General features: G+C 60.0%; 9 protein-coding genes. 1 reads left to right on the top strand and 8 read right to left on the bottom strand.

Going from position 1 to position 17,174, the window contains the following annotated elements:
* Nucleotides 1-104 precede the first annotated feature (104 nt).
* The 7 genes from baeR to yegD form a co-directional block, all read right to left on the bottom strand.
* Nucleotides 105-827, bottom strand: coding sequence for a two-component system response regulator BaeR (gene baeR, locus H2Z33_RS16610; RefSeq protein ID WP_015572364.1), 723 nt, complete (start codon nt 825-827; stop codon nt 105-107).
* Nucleotides 824-2,227 carry a two-component system sensor histidine kinase BaeS gene (gene baeS / locus H2Z33_RS16615; protein WP_015572365.1) on the bottom strand — a complete coding sequence of 468 codons (1,404 nt, stop codon included), beginning with the start codon at nt 2,225-2,227 and terminating at the stop codon, nt 824-826. Before baeS ends, baeR begins: the two co-directional genes overlap by 4 nt.
* On the bottom strand, nt 2,224-3,639 hold the full coding sequence (locus tag H2Z33_RS16620; protein ID WP_063134491.1) for an MFS transporter: 1,416 nt from the start codon (nt 3,637-3,639) through the stop codon (nt 2,224-2,226). The genes baeS and H2Z33_RS16620 overlap by 4 nt, the downstream gene beginning before the upstream one ends.
* On the bottom strand, nt 3,640-6,717 hold the full coding sequence (mdtC, locus tag H2Z33_RS16625) for a multidrug efflux RND transporter permease subunit MdtC (protein ID WP_058686678.1): 3,078 nt from the start codon (nt 6,715-6,717) through the stop codon (nt 3,640-3,642).
* Nucleotides 6,718-9,840: an MdtB/MuxB family multidrug efflux RND transporter permease subunit gene (locus H2Z33_RS16630; RefSeq protein ID WP_063134490.1), complete on the bottom strand. Its 3,123-nt coding sequence runs from the start codon at nt 9,838-9,840 to the stop codon at nt 6,718-6,720.
* The gene (locus tag H2Z33_RS16635; RefSeq protein WP_033487321.1) at nt 9,840-11,042 is read right to left on the bottom strand and encodes an MdtA/MuxA family multidrug efflux RND transporter periplasmic adaptor subunit; all 1,203 of its coding nucleotides are present in this window, start codon (nt 11,040-11,042) and stop codon (nt 9,840-9,842) included. Before H2Z33_RS16635 ends, H2Z33_RS16630 begins: the two co-directional genes overlap by 1 nt.
* Nucleotides 11,043-11,257: 215 nt before the next feature.
* Nucleotides 11,258-12,610, bottom strand: coding sequence for a molecular chaperone (yegD, locus tag H2Z33_RS16640; RefSeq protein ID WP_063134489.1), 1,353 nt, complete (start codon nt 12,608-12,610; stop codon nt 11,258-11,260).
* Nucleotides 12,611-12,740: 130 nt separating this feature from the next.
* On the opposite strand from yegD, the gene alkA reads away from it, so the two are divergent.
* Nucleotides 12,741-13,613, top strand: coding sequence for a DNA-3-methyladenine glycosylase 2 (gene alkA, locus H2Z33_RS16645; RefSeq protein WP_017693082.1), 873 nt, complete (start codon nt 12,741-12,743; stop codon nt 13,611-13,613).
* On the opposite strand, the gene H2Z33_RS16650 is transcribed toward alkA, so the two are convergent.
* Nucleotides 13,578-16,907 carry a diguanylate cyclase gene (locus tag H2Z33_RS16650; RefSeq protein ID WP_063134488.1) on the bottom strand — a complete coding sequence of 1,110 codons (3,330 nt, stop codon included), beginning with the start codon at nt 16,905-16,907 and terminating at the stop codon, nt 13,578-13,580. The two genes, alkA and H2Z33_RS16650, sit on opposite strands and share 36 nt — an antisense overlap.
* Nucleotides 16,908-17,174: the final 267 nt, after the last annotated feature.

The following is a 17,174-nucleotide window of genomic DNA, read 5'->3' on the forward strand; positions in this document are numbered from 1 at the left end:
CCCTAACCCTCTCCCCTTTGGGGCTGAGGGTTCCCCACAAAATAATGCCTGCACAGACGGCCCCCTCTCCCTTGAGGGAGAGGGCTGGGGTGAGGGGGGGGTATTCAGGCAATCCTGCACGCATCCGCTTCCCAGCGATAACCCACGCCGTACACCGCGCGAATAAACGACTGGTCGGCGTCCAGTGCCTCCAGCTTGCGGCGCAGGTTTTTGATGTGACTGTCGATGGTGCGGTCGGTCACTACGCGGTAATCGTCATACAGATGGTTGAGCAGCTGTTCGCGGGAAAACACTTTTCCCGGCTCGTGGGAGAGCGTTTTCAGCAGGCGGAACTCCGCTGGGGTGAGATCCAATAGTTTGCTGCGCCAGCTCGCCTGGAAGCGGCTTTCATCGACGATCAGCGGGCTTTGCGCATCCAGCACCTGCAATTCACGCTGCGGCTTACAGCGGCGGAGGATGGTTTTCACCCGAGCGACCACCTCCCGCGGGCTGTAAGGCTTGCAGATGTAATCGTCGGCGCCGATTTCTAGCCCCAGCAGACGGTCGATCTCTTCGATTTTGGCCGTGACCATCACGATGGGCACATCGGAGAAACGACGAATTTCCCGGCACAGGGTCAGGCCGTCGGTACCCGGCAGCATCAGATCCAGCAGGATCAGATCCGGCGGCGTCTGGCGCACGTAGGGCAGCACCTGGTCGCCGTGGCTGATAAGCGTTGGCGCGTAACTTGCGGCACGCAAATAGTCGATCAGCAGTTGTCCAAGTTTAGGCTCGTCTTCCACGATCAAAATACGCGGTGTGTTGTCGTCAATCGGTAACTCGGTCATGCTTCCCTCGATAAATCCCGTTCCAGAGGTAACTCTACTGTAATGCTAACCCCGCCAAAAGGCGAATGGGCGGCGCGGATGGTGCCGCCGTGGGCCTCAACAATGTTAACGCAAATCGCCAGCCCAAGGCCGGAACCGCCGCTGGCGCGGTTGCGTGAACCTTCGGTACGATAGAAGCGCTCGAACAGTTTTTCCAGCTGCGCATCTTTCACGCCAGGGGCGGAGTCCGCAAAGGTCAGGGCAAAGCGCCCGTTTTCCTGCCTGCCGGAGATATGCAGCGCGCCGCCGCCGTCGGTGTAGCGGAGGCTGTTCTCCAGCAGATTATTGAACAGCTGCATCAGGCGATCTCTGTCGCCAAATACCACCGCGCTGTCCGGCAGCGAAAGGTTGATTTTCAGGTCACGGCTGGCGAAGCGCTCGCGGAATGCGCCGGTCACAACTTCAAGGATATTGATCACGTCGACTGGGGCTTTCTGGTAGGCCAGGGCGCCTTCGTCGGACATGGAAAGCTGATGCAGATCGTCCACCAGCTTGGTCAGCGTGCCGACTTCCGCTTGTAGCGAGGCCACGGACTCGGGGGTGAACTGCCGCACGCCGTCCTGAATCGCCTCCAGCTCGCCGCGCAGCACCGCCAGCGGGGTGCGCAGCTCGTGCGAAATGTCGGCCATAAAATCGCGGCGCATCTGCTGGTTTTTTTCCAGCGTGCTGGCGAGCTGGTTGAAGTCCTGCGCCAGCTTGCCCAGTTCATCCTGGCTGCGGGTGTCAACGCGGGTCGAGAAATCACCCGCCGCCAGCTTGTGCGTGCCTTCCACCAGGCGCTTAACCGGCGCCAGCAGGCCGCGCGCCAGCGGGAAGGTGGCTAGCGCCGCAAGCAGGGTAGAAAGCGCGACAATCAGCCAGCTGGTCTGACGCTGCTGGCGGTCAAAGTTGATGTCGGTGTTGCGCGTCAGCCGCTCGACCGGCGAGGCGATAACCCAGCCCACCGTCGCGCCGTTCGAGGTAATGGCGCGCTTTGTGCCGTCCGGCGGTACCGGAGAGCGTGGGCCAACGAGCACGCGCATCTCCTGATCAATCACCCAGAACTGGGTGCGCCAGCCGTGCGGCGGCATGCCCGGCCCCGGGCGGTCGTCGTCATTATCGTGCTCCAGCGATCGCAGGATTTGAAACACAAAGCGATCGTTATTGCGCAGAAAACGCCAGTTACCGTGCAGGCTATACTGTTCGCCCAGCGCGTCGCTTAAGCCCTGTAGTCGCTGTTCGTTACCGTGCTTAATGTAGTCAATAAAGCCGCGCTCAAAGCTGACCCGCACCGCCCAGTGCATGGTAATCAGCAGAACGATACAGGTGGCGAAAATCGCCACAAAAAGCTTACCGGTGATCCCCGGACGCCAGAATTTCATGGTGCACTCCTTTTGCCGCGTCGGATCACGACGTTTTTGGTCGTGTCATTCGGTACTCTGGCAAAGATAAAAGCGGGCAGGGCGATAATTACCGCCATGCTGAGGTAAGTGTATAAAAAGACCTGATGCGCGACGGGGGTGTCGGCGCTGAGATGGTGCTGACCGTACATGCCGAGCAGCAATCCGGCGACCGTGACCCCCACGCTCATGGAGAGCTGCATGATCATCGACAGCAGGCTGTTACCACTGCTCGCCAGCTCGTCCGGCAGATCTTTTAGCGTCAGGGTGTTCATCGACGAGAAGCGCATGGAGTTGATGATCCCCTGGCAGAACAGCACCAGCGGCAGGATGTAGTACCAGCCCAGCAGCGCCACGGCCATAAACAGCAGGCAGACCAGCGCCAGCCCGATCGTGGCGGCCACCAGCACCCGGCGATAGCCGAAGCGGTTCACCACCTGCACCACAATACGCTTCATCCCCATGCTGCCGAGCACCATCGGGATCATCATCAGCCCGGCGTGGAACGGCGAGAAGCCCATCCCAATCTGTAAAAACACCGGCGTCATAAACGGCAACATGCCGCTGCCGATGCGTCCGGCAAAGCTGCCGAACAGACCAAGACGGTAGGTGGGATTCCTGAACAGATTCAGGCTGAACAGCGCGTTAGCGTTGCCTCTGGCATGCCACAGATACCAGAGAATCGCGGTGATCCCCAGCGCCACCAGCAGGGCGAGCGACAGGGAGGAGATCCCCAGCCCTTTTTGCCCGTCGAGGGCCAGGGTGAGCGTCGCCATGCCAGCCGCCAGCAGGATAAAGCCAACGAAATCAAAGCGCCGGGTCTGCATTTTATAGTTCGGCATCAGCGTCAGAGTGGCAATCGCGCCGATAATACCGACCGGCAGGTTGATCAGGAAGATCCAGTGCCAGGAGGCATACTCCACCAGAATCCCGCCCAGCGCCGGGCCAAGCAGCGGGCCGACCTGACCGGGCAAGGTGACGAAGGTCATCGCCGCCATATACTGCGTGCGCGGAACAATTTTCATCACCGTTAACCGCCCGACGGGCACCATCATCGCGCCGCCGACGCCCTGTAGCACGCGCGCCATCACCAACTGGTCGAGGGTATTGGCCTGGGCGCAAAACAGCGACCCGGTGGTAAACAGCACAATGGCGGTGAAGAAGATGTTTCTCACACCGACTTTATCCGCCAGCCAGCCGCTGGCGGGCAGCATCACGGCGACCGTCAGCACGTAGGCGACAATCACCATATGCATGTGCAGCGGGCTCTCCCCCAGGCTTTTCGCCATCGAGGGAAGGGCGGTGTTCACGATGGTCGTGTCCAGCGACTGCATAAAGAAGCCGAACGCGACGATCCACAATTGCCAGCGAACGTTACTGGGTAGGTCGGTCATTTACTCGGTCACCGTAGTTCTCTTTTTACGCGAAAAACGCAGCCGCAGTCGGTCAAAGAACAGATAGACTACCGGCGTGGTGTAGAGCGTCAGCAGCTGGCTCATCACCAGGCCGCCGACAATCGTGATCCCCAGCGGCTGGCGCAGTTCAGAGCCGTCACCGCCGGATATAACCAGCGGTAGCGCACCGAACAGCGCGGCCAGCGTGGTCATCATGATCGGGCGAAAACGCAGCAGACAGGCCTGGAATATCGCCTCGTCCGGCGTCAGGTTGCCGTTACGCTGGGCGTCCAGGGCAAAGTCGACCATCATAATCGCGTTTTTCTTCACAATACCTATTAATAGCATGATCCCGATGAGCGCGATTAGGCTGAACGGGGCACCGAACAGCTCCAGCGCCAGCAGCGCCCCCACGCCCGCAGAAGGCAGCGTGGAGAGAATGGTCAACGGGTGCACATAGCTTTCGTACAGCACGCCCAGCACGATATAAACCGTGGCAATAGCCGCCAGTATCAAAATGACCTGCGAGTTCATGGTGTCCTGGAACACCTGCGCCGTACCGGCAAAGCTGCCGCGCACGGAGGAGGGCACCCCGAGCTGGGTCATGGCGCGGTTGATGGCGTCGCTGGCCTCAGACAGCGACGAGCCGGTTGGCAGGTTAAACGACACGGTCGAGGCGGCGGAAAGCCCCTGGTGGTTCACCGACAGCGGCGCGTTCGACGGCTGCCAGCTGGCGAAGTACGACAGCGGGATCGCCTTGCCGTCATTATTGATCACAAACATCTTGTCCAGCGCGCTGATGTCCTGGGTGTAGCGCGGATCAACTTCCATCACCACCTTGTACTGGTTCATCGGCTGATAGATGGTGGAGACTTCACGCTGCCCGAAGGCGTTGTTAAGCAGGCTGTTGGCCGCTTCAACGTTAATGCCCAGGCGGGACATGGTTTCGCGATCGTAGGTGAGCGCCATCTCCGCGCCGTTATTCTGGCTGTCGGAGTTCACGTCCGCCAGCTGCGGCAGCGCGGCCAGCGCTTTACGGATCTTAGGCTCCCACTCGCGCAGGGCAGCTAAGTCATCTGAGAGCAGGGTATACTGATAGCTGGCGTTAGCCTGTCGTCCGCCGACGCGGATATCCTGAACGGCCATCAAAAACAGATTTGCCCCCGGCTCTTTGGCGAGCTTCAGCCGCAGGCGGTCAATGATCTGCTGCGCCGTTTCGTGACGTTCACCGCGCGGCTTAAGGGTAATAAACATCATCCCGCTGTTAACGCGTGAGCCGCCGGTAAAGCCGGTGACGTTATCCACGGCCGGATCTTCCCGGATGATTTTCATAAAGTCTTGCAGTTTGCCCCGCATCGCCTGGAACGAAATACTCTGGTCCGCCTGAATACCGCCCATCAGCACGCCGGTATCCTGCTCCGGGAAGAAGGTTTTCGGGATGGTGATATACATCCAGACGTTGAGCACAATGGTGCCCATCAGCACCAGCCCGACAAGACGCGTGTGGTTCAGCACCCATTTCAGCGATTTGCCATAGCCGGACTGCATTGCTATCAGGACGCGGCCAAAGCCTTTCCTGCGCGGCTGCGAGTGCGGTTGGCTGCGCTTTAGCATCCAGCCGCACATCATCGGCGTCAGCGTCAGCGAAATCACCAGGGAGATACCGATGGCGACGGAAAGCGTGACGGCAAATTCGCGCAGCAGTCGCCCCGGCAGGCCGCCCATCAGCAGCAGCGGCAGGAACACCGCCACCAGCGACAGGCTCATGGACAGGACCGTGAAGCCCACTTCGCGCGTCCCCTGAAGCGCCGCCTGGAGCGGCTTCATGCCCGCTTCCAGATGGCGCGAGATATTCTCCAGCACCACGATGGCGTCATCCACTACAAACCCGGTGGCAATCGTCAGCGCCATCAGCGACAGGTTGTTAAGACTAAACCCACACAGGTACATGGCGGCAAAGGTGCCTATCAGCGATACCGGAACCGCCACCGCCGGGATCAGCGTGGCGCGCCCCGAGCGCAGGAACAGGAACACCACCAGGATCACCAGCGCGACGGAGATGATCAGCGTTTGCTCTACCTCCTCAAGCGAGGCGCGGATGGTAGGGGAGCGGTCCTGCGCAATCTGGAGGTCGATGGCCGCCGGAATCGTTTCCTGGAGTTCCGGCAGGCGCGCGCGGATGCTGTTCACCGTCTGGATGATGTTGGCTTCCGGCAGCTTGCGGATCATCAGCAAAATCGCCGGTTTGGCGTTGGTCATCCCGGCGTTACGCACGTCCTGCACCGAATCGGTGACGCTGGCGACGTCGCTCAGGCGCACCGCCGCGCCGTTGTTGTAGTGAATAATCAACGGCTGATACTCGGCGGCGGTTTTCAGCTCGTCGTTGGTCTGGATCTGCCAGCGGTGGCTGTTGTCCTCAATCGCGCCCTGCGGCTTACGCACGTTGGCGTTGCTGATGGCGGAACGCACGTCGTCCAGCGATACGCCCTGGTTAAACAGCGCCTGCGGATTCAGCCCCACGCGCACGGCGGGCAGGGAGCTGCCGCCGACGTCCACGTCGCCCACGCCGTCAATCTGGGCGATGGTTTGCGCCAGCTGGGTGGAGGCAAAATCATACAGCTCGCCCTGGGAGTAGGTCTCTGACGTGAGCGTCAGGATCATGATCGGCGCGTCGGACGGGTTAGCCTTGCGGTAGGTTGGACGGCTCGGCATGCCGCTTGGCAGCAGGCTTTGGGCGGCGTTTATCGCGGCCTGCACGTCACGCGCCGCGCCGTTGATGTCCCGGTCGAAGTTAAATTCCAGAATGATGCGCGTGCTGCCCAGCGAACTGCTGGAGGTCATCTCGTTAACCCCGGCAATTCGCCCAAGCGAGCGCTCAAGCGGCGTCGCCACCGATGACGCCATGGTTTCCGGCGAGGCACCCGGCAGCGAGGCGCTGACCATGATCACCGGGAAATCGACCTGCGGCAGCGGGGCCACCGGCAGCAGCCGGAAGCCCAGCACGCCGCACAGGGTAATAGCGACGGAGAGTAAAATCGTCGCCACCGGACGGTAAATGAAGAGGGCGAAAAACTTCACTTACGCCTCCTCTTCACGTTTCGGGAAGCGGCTTTTCGTCCACAGGGCCAGACGGTCAAACAGCAGGTAGATAACCGGCGTGGTAAACAGCGTCAGCACCTGGCTCACCAGCAGGCCGCCCACCATCCCGATGCCCAGCGGACGGCGCAGTTCGGCCCCCACGCCGGTGCTCAGCATCAGCGGCAGCGCGCCCAGCAGGGCGGCGAGGGTGGTCATCAGGATCGGACGAAAACGCAGCAGACAGGCCTGGTAAATGGCCTCGCGCGGCGCCATACCCTGCTCGCGCTCGGCGGCCAGCGCAAAGTCGATCATCATGATGGCGTTTTTCTTCACAATGCCGATAAGCAGGATGATGCCGATGATCGCAATGACGTCCAGCTCGCTCCCCGCCAGCATCAGCGCCAGCAACGCCCCCACGCCCGCTGTCGGCAGGGTGGAGAGGATGGTGATCGGATGGATAAAGCTTTCATACAGCACGCCAAGCACGATATACATCGCCACCACCGCCGCGACAATCAGCCAGACGGTGCTGCCCAGCGCGGCCTGGAACGCCAGCGTACTGCCCTGGAACTGGGTCTGAATATCGGACGGGAAGCTGAGTTCTTTCTCCGCGCCCAGAATGGCCTCCACCGCTTCGCCCAGGGAATACCCGTCCGGCACGTTGAACGAAATGGTGGTGGACGGGAACTGATCGAGATGGTTAATCGACAGTGGGGTGTGGCGCTCTTCCACGCTGGCAATGGCGCTGAGCGGCACAATCCCGCCGTCTTTGCTGGTCAGGCGCACCGTGTCCAGCGCGGCCAGCCCGGGCGTGTTTTCGGTGTTATGTTCCAGCACCACGCGATACTGGTTGGCCTGGGTATAGATGGTGGAGATCAGGCGCTGGCCAAAGGCGTTATACAGGGCGTTATCCACGTCGGACATGGTAATGCCCAGACGGCTGGCGGTATCGCGGTTGACGTTCACGTACGCCGCCAGCCCTTTATCCTGCCAGTCGCTGCTGACGTCAGAAACCTGCGGCAGTGCTTTCAGCTTGTCCACCAGCTGCGGCACCCAGGTGCTCAGTGCCTCAAGCGAGGTGGCCTGGAGCGTAAACTGGTACTGCGTGCGGCTCACCTGCGTATCAATGGTTAAATCCTGGATCGGTTGCAGATACAGCTCAATGCCCGGCACGCGCGCCACCGCGCTTTGCAGGCGTTCAATCACCGCGTTAACGCGATCGTCGCGGTCATCGAGCGGTTTAAGGTTAATTTGCAGGCGCGCGCTGTTGAGCGACGGGTTGGTGCCGTCCACGCCCACGTAGGCAGTCAGGCTTTCCACGGCCGGATCTTTCATGATGATCTCAGACACCTGCTGCTGGCGCTGCGCCATGTTGGCGAAGGAGACCGTCTGCGGCGCCTGAAGCGTGCCCTGAATAATGCCGTTGTCCTGAATCGGGAAGAAGCCTTTCGGAATGAAAATCCACAGCATGACGCTGAGCGCCAGGGTGCCGAGCGCCACGCCGAGCGTTGCCCACGGATGGTTCAGCACTTTCGCCAGCACGCGGCCGTAGGCGGCGATAATGCGCTCGAACATCCGCTCGGAGGCGCGCGAGAAGCGGTTTTGCTTGCGCAGGGACTCGTGGCACAGCATGCGGGCGCACATCATCGGCGTCAGCGTCAGCGACACCACGGCAGAGATCAGAATGGCGACCGCCAGCGTCACGGCAAACTCGCGGAATAGCCGCCCGACGATATCGCCCATAAACAGCAGCGGGATCAGCACCGCAATCAGCGAGAAGGTGAGCGAGATAATGGTAAAGCCGATCTCCCCCGCGCCCTTCAGCGCGGCGGCTAACGGCTTTTCACCTTTTTCGATATAGCGCGAGATGTTCTCGATTACCACGATGGCGTCGTCCACCACAAACCCGGTGGCGATGGTGAGCGCCATCAGCGTCAGGTTGTTAATCGAGAAGTCGAGGAACACCATCACCGCGAACGTTCCGACCAGCGAGAGCGGCACGGCGACGGCGGGAATGATGGTTGCCGGGACGTTGCGCAGGAACAGGTAGATGATCATCACCACCAGCGCAATCGCCAGCATCAGCTCGAACTGGGTGTCGGTCACTGACGCGCGAATATTCGTGGTGCGGTCAGAGAGCACTTTCACGCTGACCGATTTTGGCAGGCTTTCCACCAGCTGCGGCAGCATGGTGCGAATGCTGTCGGCGGTATCAATGATGTTCGCGCCCGGCTGGCGCTGAACGTTCATGACAATCGCCTGCTGCTTATTGGCCCACGCCCCGAGCCAGCTGTTTTCCGCGCCTTGTTCAACGGTTGCCACGTCGCCCAAACGGATCGGCGCGCCGTTCTGGTAGGCAATGATCAGCTGACGGTACTCATCGGCGGACTGCATCTGGTCGTTGGCGGAGAGCGTGACCGCGCGGGTCGGGCCGTCCAGCGAACCCTTCGCTGAGTTGACGTTGGCGCTGCTGATGGCGGTGCGAATGGTTTCGCTGGTTAACCCCAGCGCGGCAATGGCCTGGGCATTCAGTTTGACGCGCACGGCGGGGCGTTGACCGCCCGCCAGCGTCACCAGCCCCACGCCGGTCACCTGCGAAATCTTCTGCGCCACGCGGGTTTCAACCATGTCTTCCACCTGGGTCATCGGCATGGCGGAGGAGGTGACGGCAAGGGTCATGATCGGCGGATCCGCCGGGTTGACCTTGCTGTAAACAGGTGGATTCGGCAGGTCAGACGGCAGCAGGTTTGTGGCGGCGTTAATCGCGGCCTGCACCTCCTGCTCAGCGACGTCCAGCGACAGCGTGAGCTGGAACTGAAGCGTGACGACCGAAGCGCCACCGGAGCTCTGGGAGGACATTTGCTTCAGGCCAGACATCTGGCCAAACTGACGCTCCAGCGGGGCGGTGATGGCGGACGTCACCACATCCGGACTGGCGCCCGGATAGAGGGTGACAACCTGAATGGTCGGGTAGTCCACTTCCGGCAGCGCCGACACGGGCAGAAAACGGTAGCCAATGATCCCGGCCAGCAGGATCGCCACCATCAACAGGGTCGTCGCAACCGGACGTAAGATAAACAGGCGTGATGGCCCACCTGTAGAGCTCGGCGGCATCACCTGCATCAGGCTTTTGCTCCTGTATTCTGCGCTTCCACCACCTCGACCTGCGCCCCTTCGGTCAGACGGTCAATACCGTCGGTCACGACGCGGTCGCCAGCGGACAGCCCGGCGCTGATCACCACCGTCTGGCTGTCCTGGATGCCGGTTTTCACCAGATGTTTGCTGACCTTGTTTTCGCTGTTCAGCACCCAGACAAAGTTGCCTTCACTCCCCATTTGCAGGGCCGCCGTCGGGATCACTACCGCGTTTTCTTCGGTCGCGACCAGCATTCGCGCGTTGACGAACTGATTCGGGAACAGGGCATCGTCCTGATTGTTGAAGCGTGCTTTTAGCTTGATGGTGCCGGTGGTGGTGTCGATCTGGTTATCCAGGCTCAACAGCGAACCTTCGCTCAGCTTCTGCTTGTTGGTCCGATCCCAGGCTTCAACCACCAGCGCTTTTCCGGCCTTCTGCGCCTGTATCACCGTCGCAATGTCGCTTTCCGGCAGGGTAAAAACGAGATCGATAGGGTGCGTCTGGGTGATCACCACGATGCTCGTGGTATCGCCGCTGGAGATTTGGTTCCCGATATCGACCTGTTTCAGGCCCACGCGGCCGTCAATCGGCGCGGTGATCCGGCTCCAGTCGAGCTGGAGCTGGGCGCTGGCGACCGCGGCTTCGTCGGCCTTGATGGTGCCCTGAGATTCACTGACCAGAGACTGCTGGGTGTCCAGCTCCTGGCGCGACACGAGGTTGGTTTTTACCAGCTGCTGATAGCGGGCTAAATCGCGGCGGGCATTGGCGAGGGTGGCTTTGTCTTTCGCGAGCTGCCCCTGCGCCTGCGCCAGGGCAACCTTAAACTGGCTTGGATCGATTTCCGCCAGCAGATCGCCGGCTTTTACCTGCTGACCTTCCTGGAAATGGATGGCCATCAGCTGACCGTCCACGCGGCTACGTACCGTCACGGTGTTGGCGGCGGTGATGGTTCCCAGCCCGGAGAGATAACGAGGCACCGCTTTATTCACCGCCGTTGCCGCCTGCACCGGTGCCAGCGCACCGCCGCGCATAGCGTGGCGCCCGCCGCCCGTTGAGCGTTGTGAGGGGCTATTAGCGCCAGCAGGTGCCGTGGAGTTCGCGGACTGGCTGTGCCAATACCAGGCGGCGGCCAGGACCACCACAATCAGACCAACGGCGATTGCCCAGCGGGATTTGTTACTGCCTTTCATCGTTATACGTTCTCATCCTGAAACTCTTTCGGGGAATGATACTAGTTTAGTCAGCTAACACAGCGAAAAAATGGAGGAAATATGGAAGACTGTCGGGAATTGTCTGAGTGTGGCGCGCTGTTTCGCCTTCGCCGGGTGGCGCTGCGCTTACCCGGCCTACGGTTGGAGGATCTTGTTGGCCGGGTAAGGCGAAGCCGCCACCCGGCACAACCCCATTAGCTAAACACCACCTGCGCCCAGCGCGCCAGCCCTGCCGTAACGGAGCCAAAGTCATCGCCGCCGGCAATCGGGATACCCGGCAGCTGTTCCGCCAGCGCTTTCTTGATCAGCGGCGAACGGGCGCTACCGCCAGTCAGGTAAATTACGTCCGGCTTCACGTTGCCGTTCTCAAGCGCCAGCTGCACCTGCTCCAGAATACGCTGAAGCGGCTGAGTGAGCGCCATTTCCAGCCCTTCCTGAGTGATAGCCGTAGCCAGATCGTCACTGATAAACGGCAGCGAAACCGCATGCTCTGGACGATCGGAAAGGGCGATTTTGCTCTCTTCGGCGGTGCGCACGACCCGGTAGCTCAGACGTTGACGCCACACCTTATACAGCAGCGCGACCTTCTCTGCATCCTGCGCATCACGCACCAGATCGTTGAGGAAACGGCCATTCGCGGTGCTGTAAAAATCACTCTGGGCAGGGACGTCGTTGATAGCAATCGCGTTCCACCACGGCAGGATCGGCAGGGCGATGCCTTTCTCGGTTTGACCGCCCATACCGAGCAGCGGCATCAGGCTCTTGAAGGCCAGGGCAATATCAAGATCGTTACCGCCCACGCGGCAGCCGCTGTGCCCCAGCAGACTATTTTCACGATCGCGACGGTGATGCCACTGGGGACCCATCAGCAGTAATGAACAGTCCGTCGTACCGCCGCCGATGTCCACCACCAGCACCCGTTTCTCTTCCGTCAGCGTGGCTTCAAAATCCAGCCCCGCCGCAACCGGCTCATACTGGAACACCACGTCACGGAAGCCTGCCCGGTGCGCTGCACGCTCAAGGATCCCCTGCGCCTGCTGGTTGGCTTCGTCGCCGCCCAGCCCCTGAAAGTTAATCGGACGGCCAATCACCGCCTGGGTGATGTCATCCGGCACCTGAGACTGCGCCTGATTGCGAATGTGCAGCATCATCGCGCAGACCAGATCTTCAAACATCGCCACCTGCTGCGGCTTCAGGCCGCTGGCGCCGAGGAAGGATTTCGGCGATTTAACGAAGTAGACCTCTTCCGGGTCTTCAATGTACTGCCCGAGGGAAGAGAGGCCGAACTGCACGCTGGACGGGGTAACGTCGATATCTTCCTCGCGGTTAAAGCTGACCGCACGGCGCAGCAGCGCCTGGGTCTCCGCCGCCGTGGCCGGAACCTGATGGTGGCGGAACAGCCACTCGCTCACCGCTTCACGCGTGGGCGCACAAAGCATTGACGGCAACAGCGTACTGCCGTTTTCCATTTTCAGGAGCTGCGGTTGTCCGTTTTGCATTATCGCAACCGAGCAGTTTGCGGTGCCGTAGTCGAATCCAATAAACACAATAAATCCCCATGCCGGTGAGAAGGGGCGAGACTTTAGCGAAATGTCTGCCAGGCGACAACAGGAATATGAAAGCAAGGCGCAAGGCGATCTTTCGGTTTATGCTGAGGTAAATACAAAAGGAGAGACGATGTACACCCTGAACTGGCAACCGCCCTACGACTGGTCGTGGATGTTTGGCTTTCTTGCCGCGCGTGCGGTCACGGGGGTTGAGACCGTTACGGAGGATTACTACGAGCGCAGTTTTGGCTATGCCGGGCACCAGGGCGTTTTCCGGGTTACGCCAGACAGCGCAACCCCTACGCTGGCGGTGTCGCTCAGCCCTGGCCTGATCCCGGTGGCGGATATCTGCCTCGACCGCATCTCCCGCCTGTTTGACCTCGATTGCGACCCGCTGCACATTGCGCAGACTCTCGGCGAGCTCGGCGCGGCGCGGCCGGGCTTACGTTTGCCCGGCGCGATGGATGCATACGAGCAGGGCGTGCGCGCCATTCTCGGGCAACTGGTGAGCGTGGCGATGGCGGCAAAACTGGCGTCACGGGTGGTGGCGCTGTGCGGTGAACCCATTGAGGATGCGCCGGGCTATCTCTGCTTTCCTCCGCCAGAGGTGCTGGCCGCGGCAGATCCGCTGGCGTTGAAAGCCCTCGGGATGCCGCTCAGGCGTGCGGAGTCGTTGATTCATCTGGCGCAGTCGGTGGTGGACGGTGAATTCCCGCTGTTCCCGCCTGCGAACGTTGAGGCCGGGATGAAGGCGCTACAGCAGCGCCCCGGCATCGGGCGCTGGACCGCGAATTATCTGGCCCTGCGCGGCTGGCAGGCGAAGGATGTTTTCCTGCCGGATGACTATCTGATTAAACAGCGCTTTGCCGGTATGACGCCCGCGCAGATCCGTCGCTATGCCGAACGCTGGCAGCCGTGGCGCTCGTATGCGCTGTTACATATCTGGTACACCGACGGCTGGTCGCCGTCAGTTGATGGCGAAATAGCTGGTATTCAGCAGTAGATCAAGCGGCTGCGCTTCCCCGATGGTGTCGCCGTAAATAAAATCAACGCCGATGCCCGACAGCGTATCCATCATGATCGACTGATGGCATGGCCCGGCAATGGTTTTTATGCCCAGACGCTGGGCGTGGCCCTGAATGATTGTCACCATCATCTCATCCATCAGATTGCCGTGGACGTTGGTCACCATGTCTGTATCCAGCAGCAGATAATCGGCGGTGTTGGCGCTGAGCTGGCTGAAGACGTTCATATCGCGTCCGACCCGGGTCAGCACCACGCGACAGCCGGCCTGACGAAGCTTTTGCAGACCCTGCTGCACGTTTTCATCCGTATTGCTCAGCACATCAACGGCGATCGCCAGATGCAGCAGCCGCGCCGGCAGCGGACCTCTGGTGATCAGGTCGAGCAGCTCATCCACCAGCGTGACGCTGGCTAAACCCGCTTCTGAGAGCGGCAGCGCGACGCCCATTCCTTTGGCCGCCACCTGTGCGGCATAGGTACGGAAAAATTCGCTGAATATCCGTCGGTCCAGGGCGTGCAGCAGCTCCGGTTCCGCCAGCCCGGCGCGGAAGGCATGCTCTTCCAGCACTTCCCCCTGGCTGGTCCACAGCCGCAAGGAAATCAGCCAGAAGCTACTGCTCTCGGGAATGCGCGGCGAGGCGACGCTGCGGGCGATCATCAGCAGATGGTTATCTTTAATCATGTGCCACTGCTCATCCAGCGACATCATGCTGCGCGTGCTGTGGATCCGCTCCTGCTGGGGTTCGTAGACGGTGACCACGCCGCGCCCGCTGTTTTTCGAGGCGTAGCAGGCGATATCGGCCTGAGACATCACTTCCGCAGCCTGGTAATTGGTGTCGTCAATCAGCGTAATCCCCGCGCTGGCGCCAATGCGGTGCAGGCGTCCTTCCCAGGAAAAATGATAGTTGTTGATGGCGTCGATCAACCGGCCCGCAATATAGCGTGCGCTTTCGACGTTGCAGTCCGGCAGCAGCAGGCCAAACTCGTCGCCGCCCAGACGCGCCAGCACGTCGCTGGAGCGCAGCATGGTCAGCATCAGCGAAGAGAGTTCGCGCAGGAGAGCGTCGCCCGCCGCGTGGCCTGCCGTATCGTTCACCGCCTTAAAACGGTCAAGATCGATAAAGACCAGCGCGTGACGCTGATGGGTCTCCTGTACCGTCTGCAACAGGCGCTTAAGATGGTTTTCAAAGCTGACGCGGTTCGCCAGGTGGGTAAGGGCGTCATGGGAAGCGCTGTAGCTCAGCTGGCGCAGCATTTTGCGCGACTCGGTGACGTCCTGAATCACCAGCACCGAGCCGATGGTGTGTCCTTCCAGAGTGCTGAGGGGGGTTATGCTGTAATGAATGTCGAAACTGCCGCCATTGCGGCAGTTAAGCACCACATCCTGTTCGATATCGGTACGGGACATATCGCCGCTGTGGATGTTTTCCATTAACGGACCGTTCTCGCCGAAGGTAATGTGTAGCACCTTCAGAATGGGCTGACCCAGCGCTTCGCTTTGCGACCAGCCGCTCATCTTCTCGGCGACCGGGTTCATAAAGGTGATGTTCATGTCGATGTCGGTACACAGCACCGCTTCGCCGATAGAGTCGAGGGTGATATGCAGGCGCTCTTTTTCCTGGAACAGCGCCTCGTTCAGCTGCTTCACCTCGGTCATATCCATGTTGATCCCTAACAGCCGCTCCACTTCGCCCTGTTTGTTCAGCACCCGGTTCGCCAGCGAACGAATGTGGCGAATGCCATCCTTGACGCGAATGCGAAATTCCAGCTTGAAAGGTACCCTGGCCTGGAGTGACTCACGCAGGACCTGTTCGGCGTGCGTACGATCTTCAGGCACCATGGCCGCATGCCAGAGCTGCCAGGTGGGTTTAATGTGCGAGGGGATCTCGTACAGCTCAAACATCCGTTTATCCCAGCTGATTACGTCCGGCTCGAGATCCCACTCCCAAATCCCGATTCCGCCGGCTTCGTTAGCGAGAGTGATACGCTCCATCAGACGCTTATTCACCCACTCGGTCTGTTTCAGATCGTTGATGTCTTCAATCTGGGCAATAAAGTAGAGCGGGGTGCCGTCGGCATGGCGCACAACGGAGACGGCCAGCAGCGCCCACACCACCTCGCCGCTGCGGGTGTAGTAGCGTTTTTCGAGGGTGTAGGTGTTGATCTCGCCGTGAATCAGCTGTTGCAGCTGCTCCAGGTCGGTATTTAAATCTTCCGGCCAGGTTAACTGCTGGAACGTGAGCGACTGAAGCTCGGACTGGCTGTAACCGAGGAAATTGCACAGAGCCTTGTTGGCCTGGAGCCACTGGCCCTCAATGCCCACCAGCGCCATACCAATCGCGGAATACTCCATCGCATTGCGAAAACGTTCTTCGCTTTCCGTAATATGTTTACGCTCGGCCCGGAAGGCATACATCACCATCGTCATAATGTTGGCGGGGAGCAGCATCATCAGGAAGGGGAGCCACGGCGCGTTGAAGGTGACGATCATGGTGGAGGGCGTCATGGAGAGCGGATTTCGCGCCATCATCAGGGACACCATCATGATGGTGAATAAAAATATCAGGAACGCTTCCATACGCGGCAGACGGACCGCGCTCCACATCAGTAGAACGATAATGCAGGTGAATGGCCACGGCAGCCAGGTGATTGCCGTCCAGCTAAGAACCAGCGTGACGACCAGGGTCACCAACGTTTCCAGCAGCAGTTTCGGGTTGCGGTGGCGCAGCAGGTAATGCGGCTTAAACAGCAGACCTAACGGCACCAGCGCCAGTGCGCCAATGGCTTCTGAAAGTACCCAGACAAGGAAATTACGCAGCGGCTCCGCGCTCGGCACCAGAAAATGAACCAGAACGCCCCCCACCAGCGGCGGCACCAGGGCACTGCCGAGGGCAAGCCGGACCCAGTCGTTGAGGTTTTGCAGCGGATTATACCAGGGGAGCAGCTTACGCAGTAACAGCGCGCCAACCGTGGCCTCAATGATATTGATCGCCGTGTAGGTGATATTGATCGATGCCCATGAGAAGAGCATCCACGAGGCAAAAATATTGCCAAAGGAGCAGGCGAGCGCAATGCCGGGCCACATTTTTCCCGCATGGCGGTAAAACGCCACCATCATAATTGAAGTCGGGAACCATAGTGGCGCCAGCAGCGTACCGAAGCGAGTCAGCTCGAGGGAAAATAAGGTGAAGATGAACGTGACCAGACCCAGACAGACAAGCCGCAGTAAAGGATGTGGGGTAGTAACCAAAACCCGCTGGTATTGTTTATTCATTACCGCTCTATCCAGGGACGCCATGTTGTCAGGAGCCAGGTCCGGACGCGTGAAATTAATAATTTGGTTTATGCTAGTACAAACATTTTACAATTCATATGCTGAGTGGTCAGATTTTGACTTCATAGACTTATAAAATAGTTACTCTGCGAAGAAGGGTGATGAAATGGCGAAAAACCGCGCGTAAAAATTTCGCTAAAGGCGTGAAACGGCGCTTTTCAGCCCGCCTCGCATAACCTGCGCATTCGACTGGTATCACGCCCCCGA

The organism is Enterobacter sp. YSU (assembly GCF_016082135.1).
GTDB lineage: Bacteria > Pseudomonadota > Gammaproteobacteria > Enterobacterales > Enterobacteriaceae > Enterobacter > Enterobacter hormaechei_C.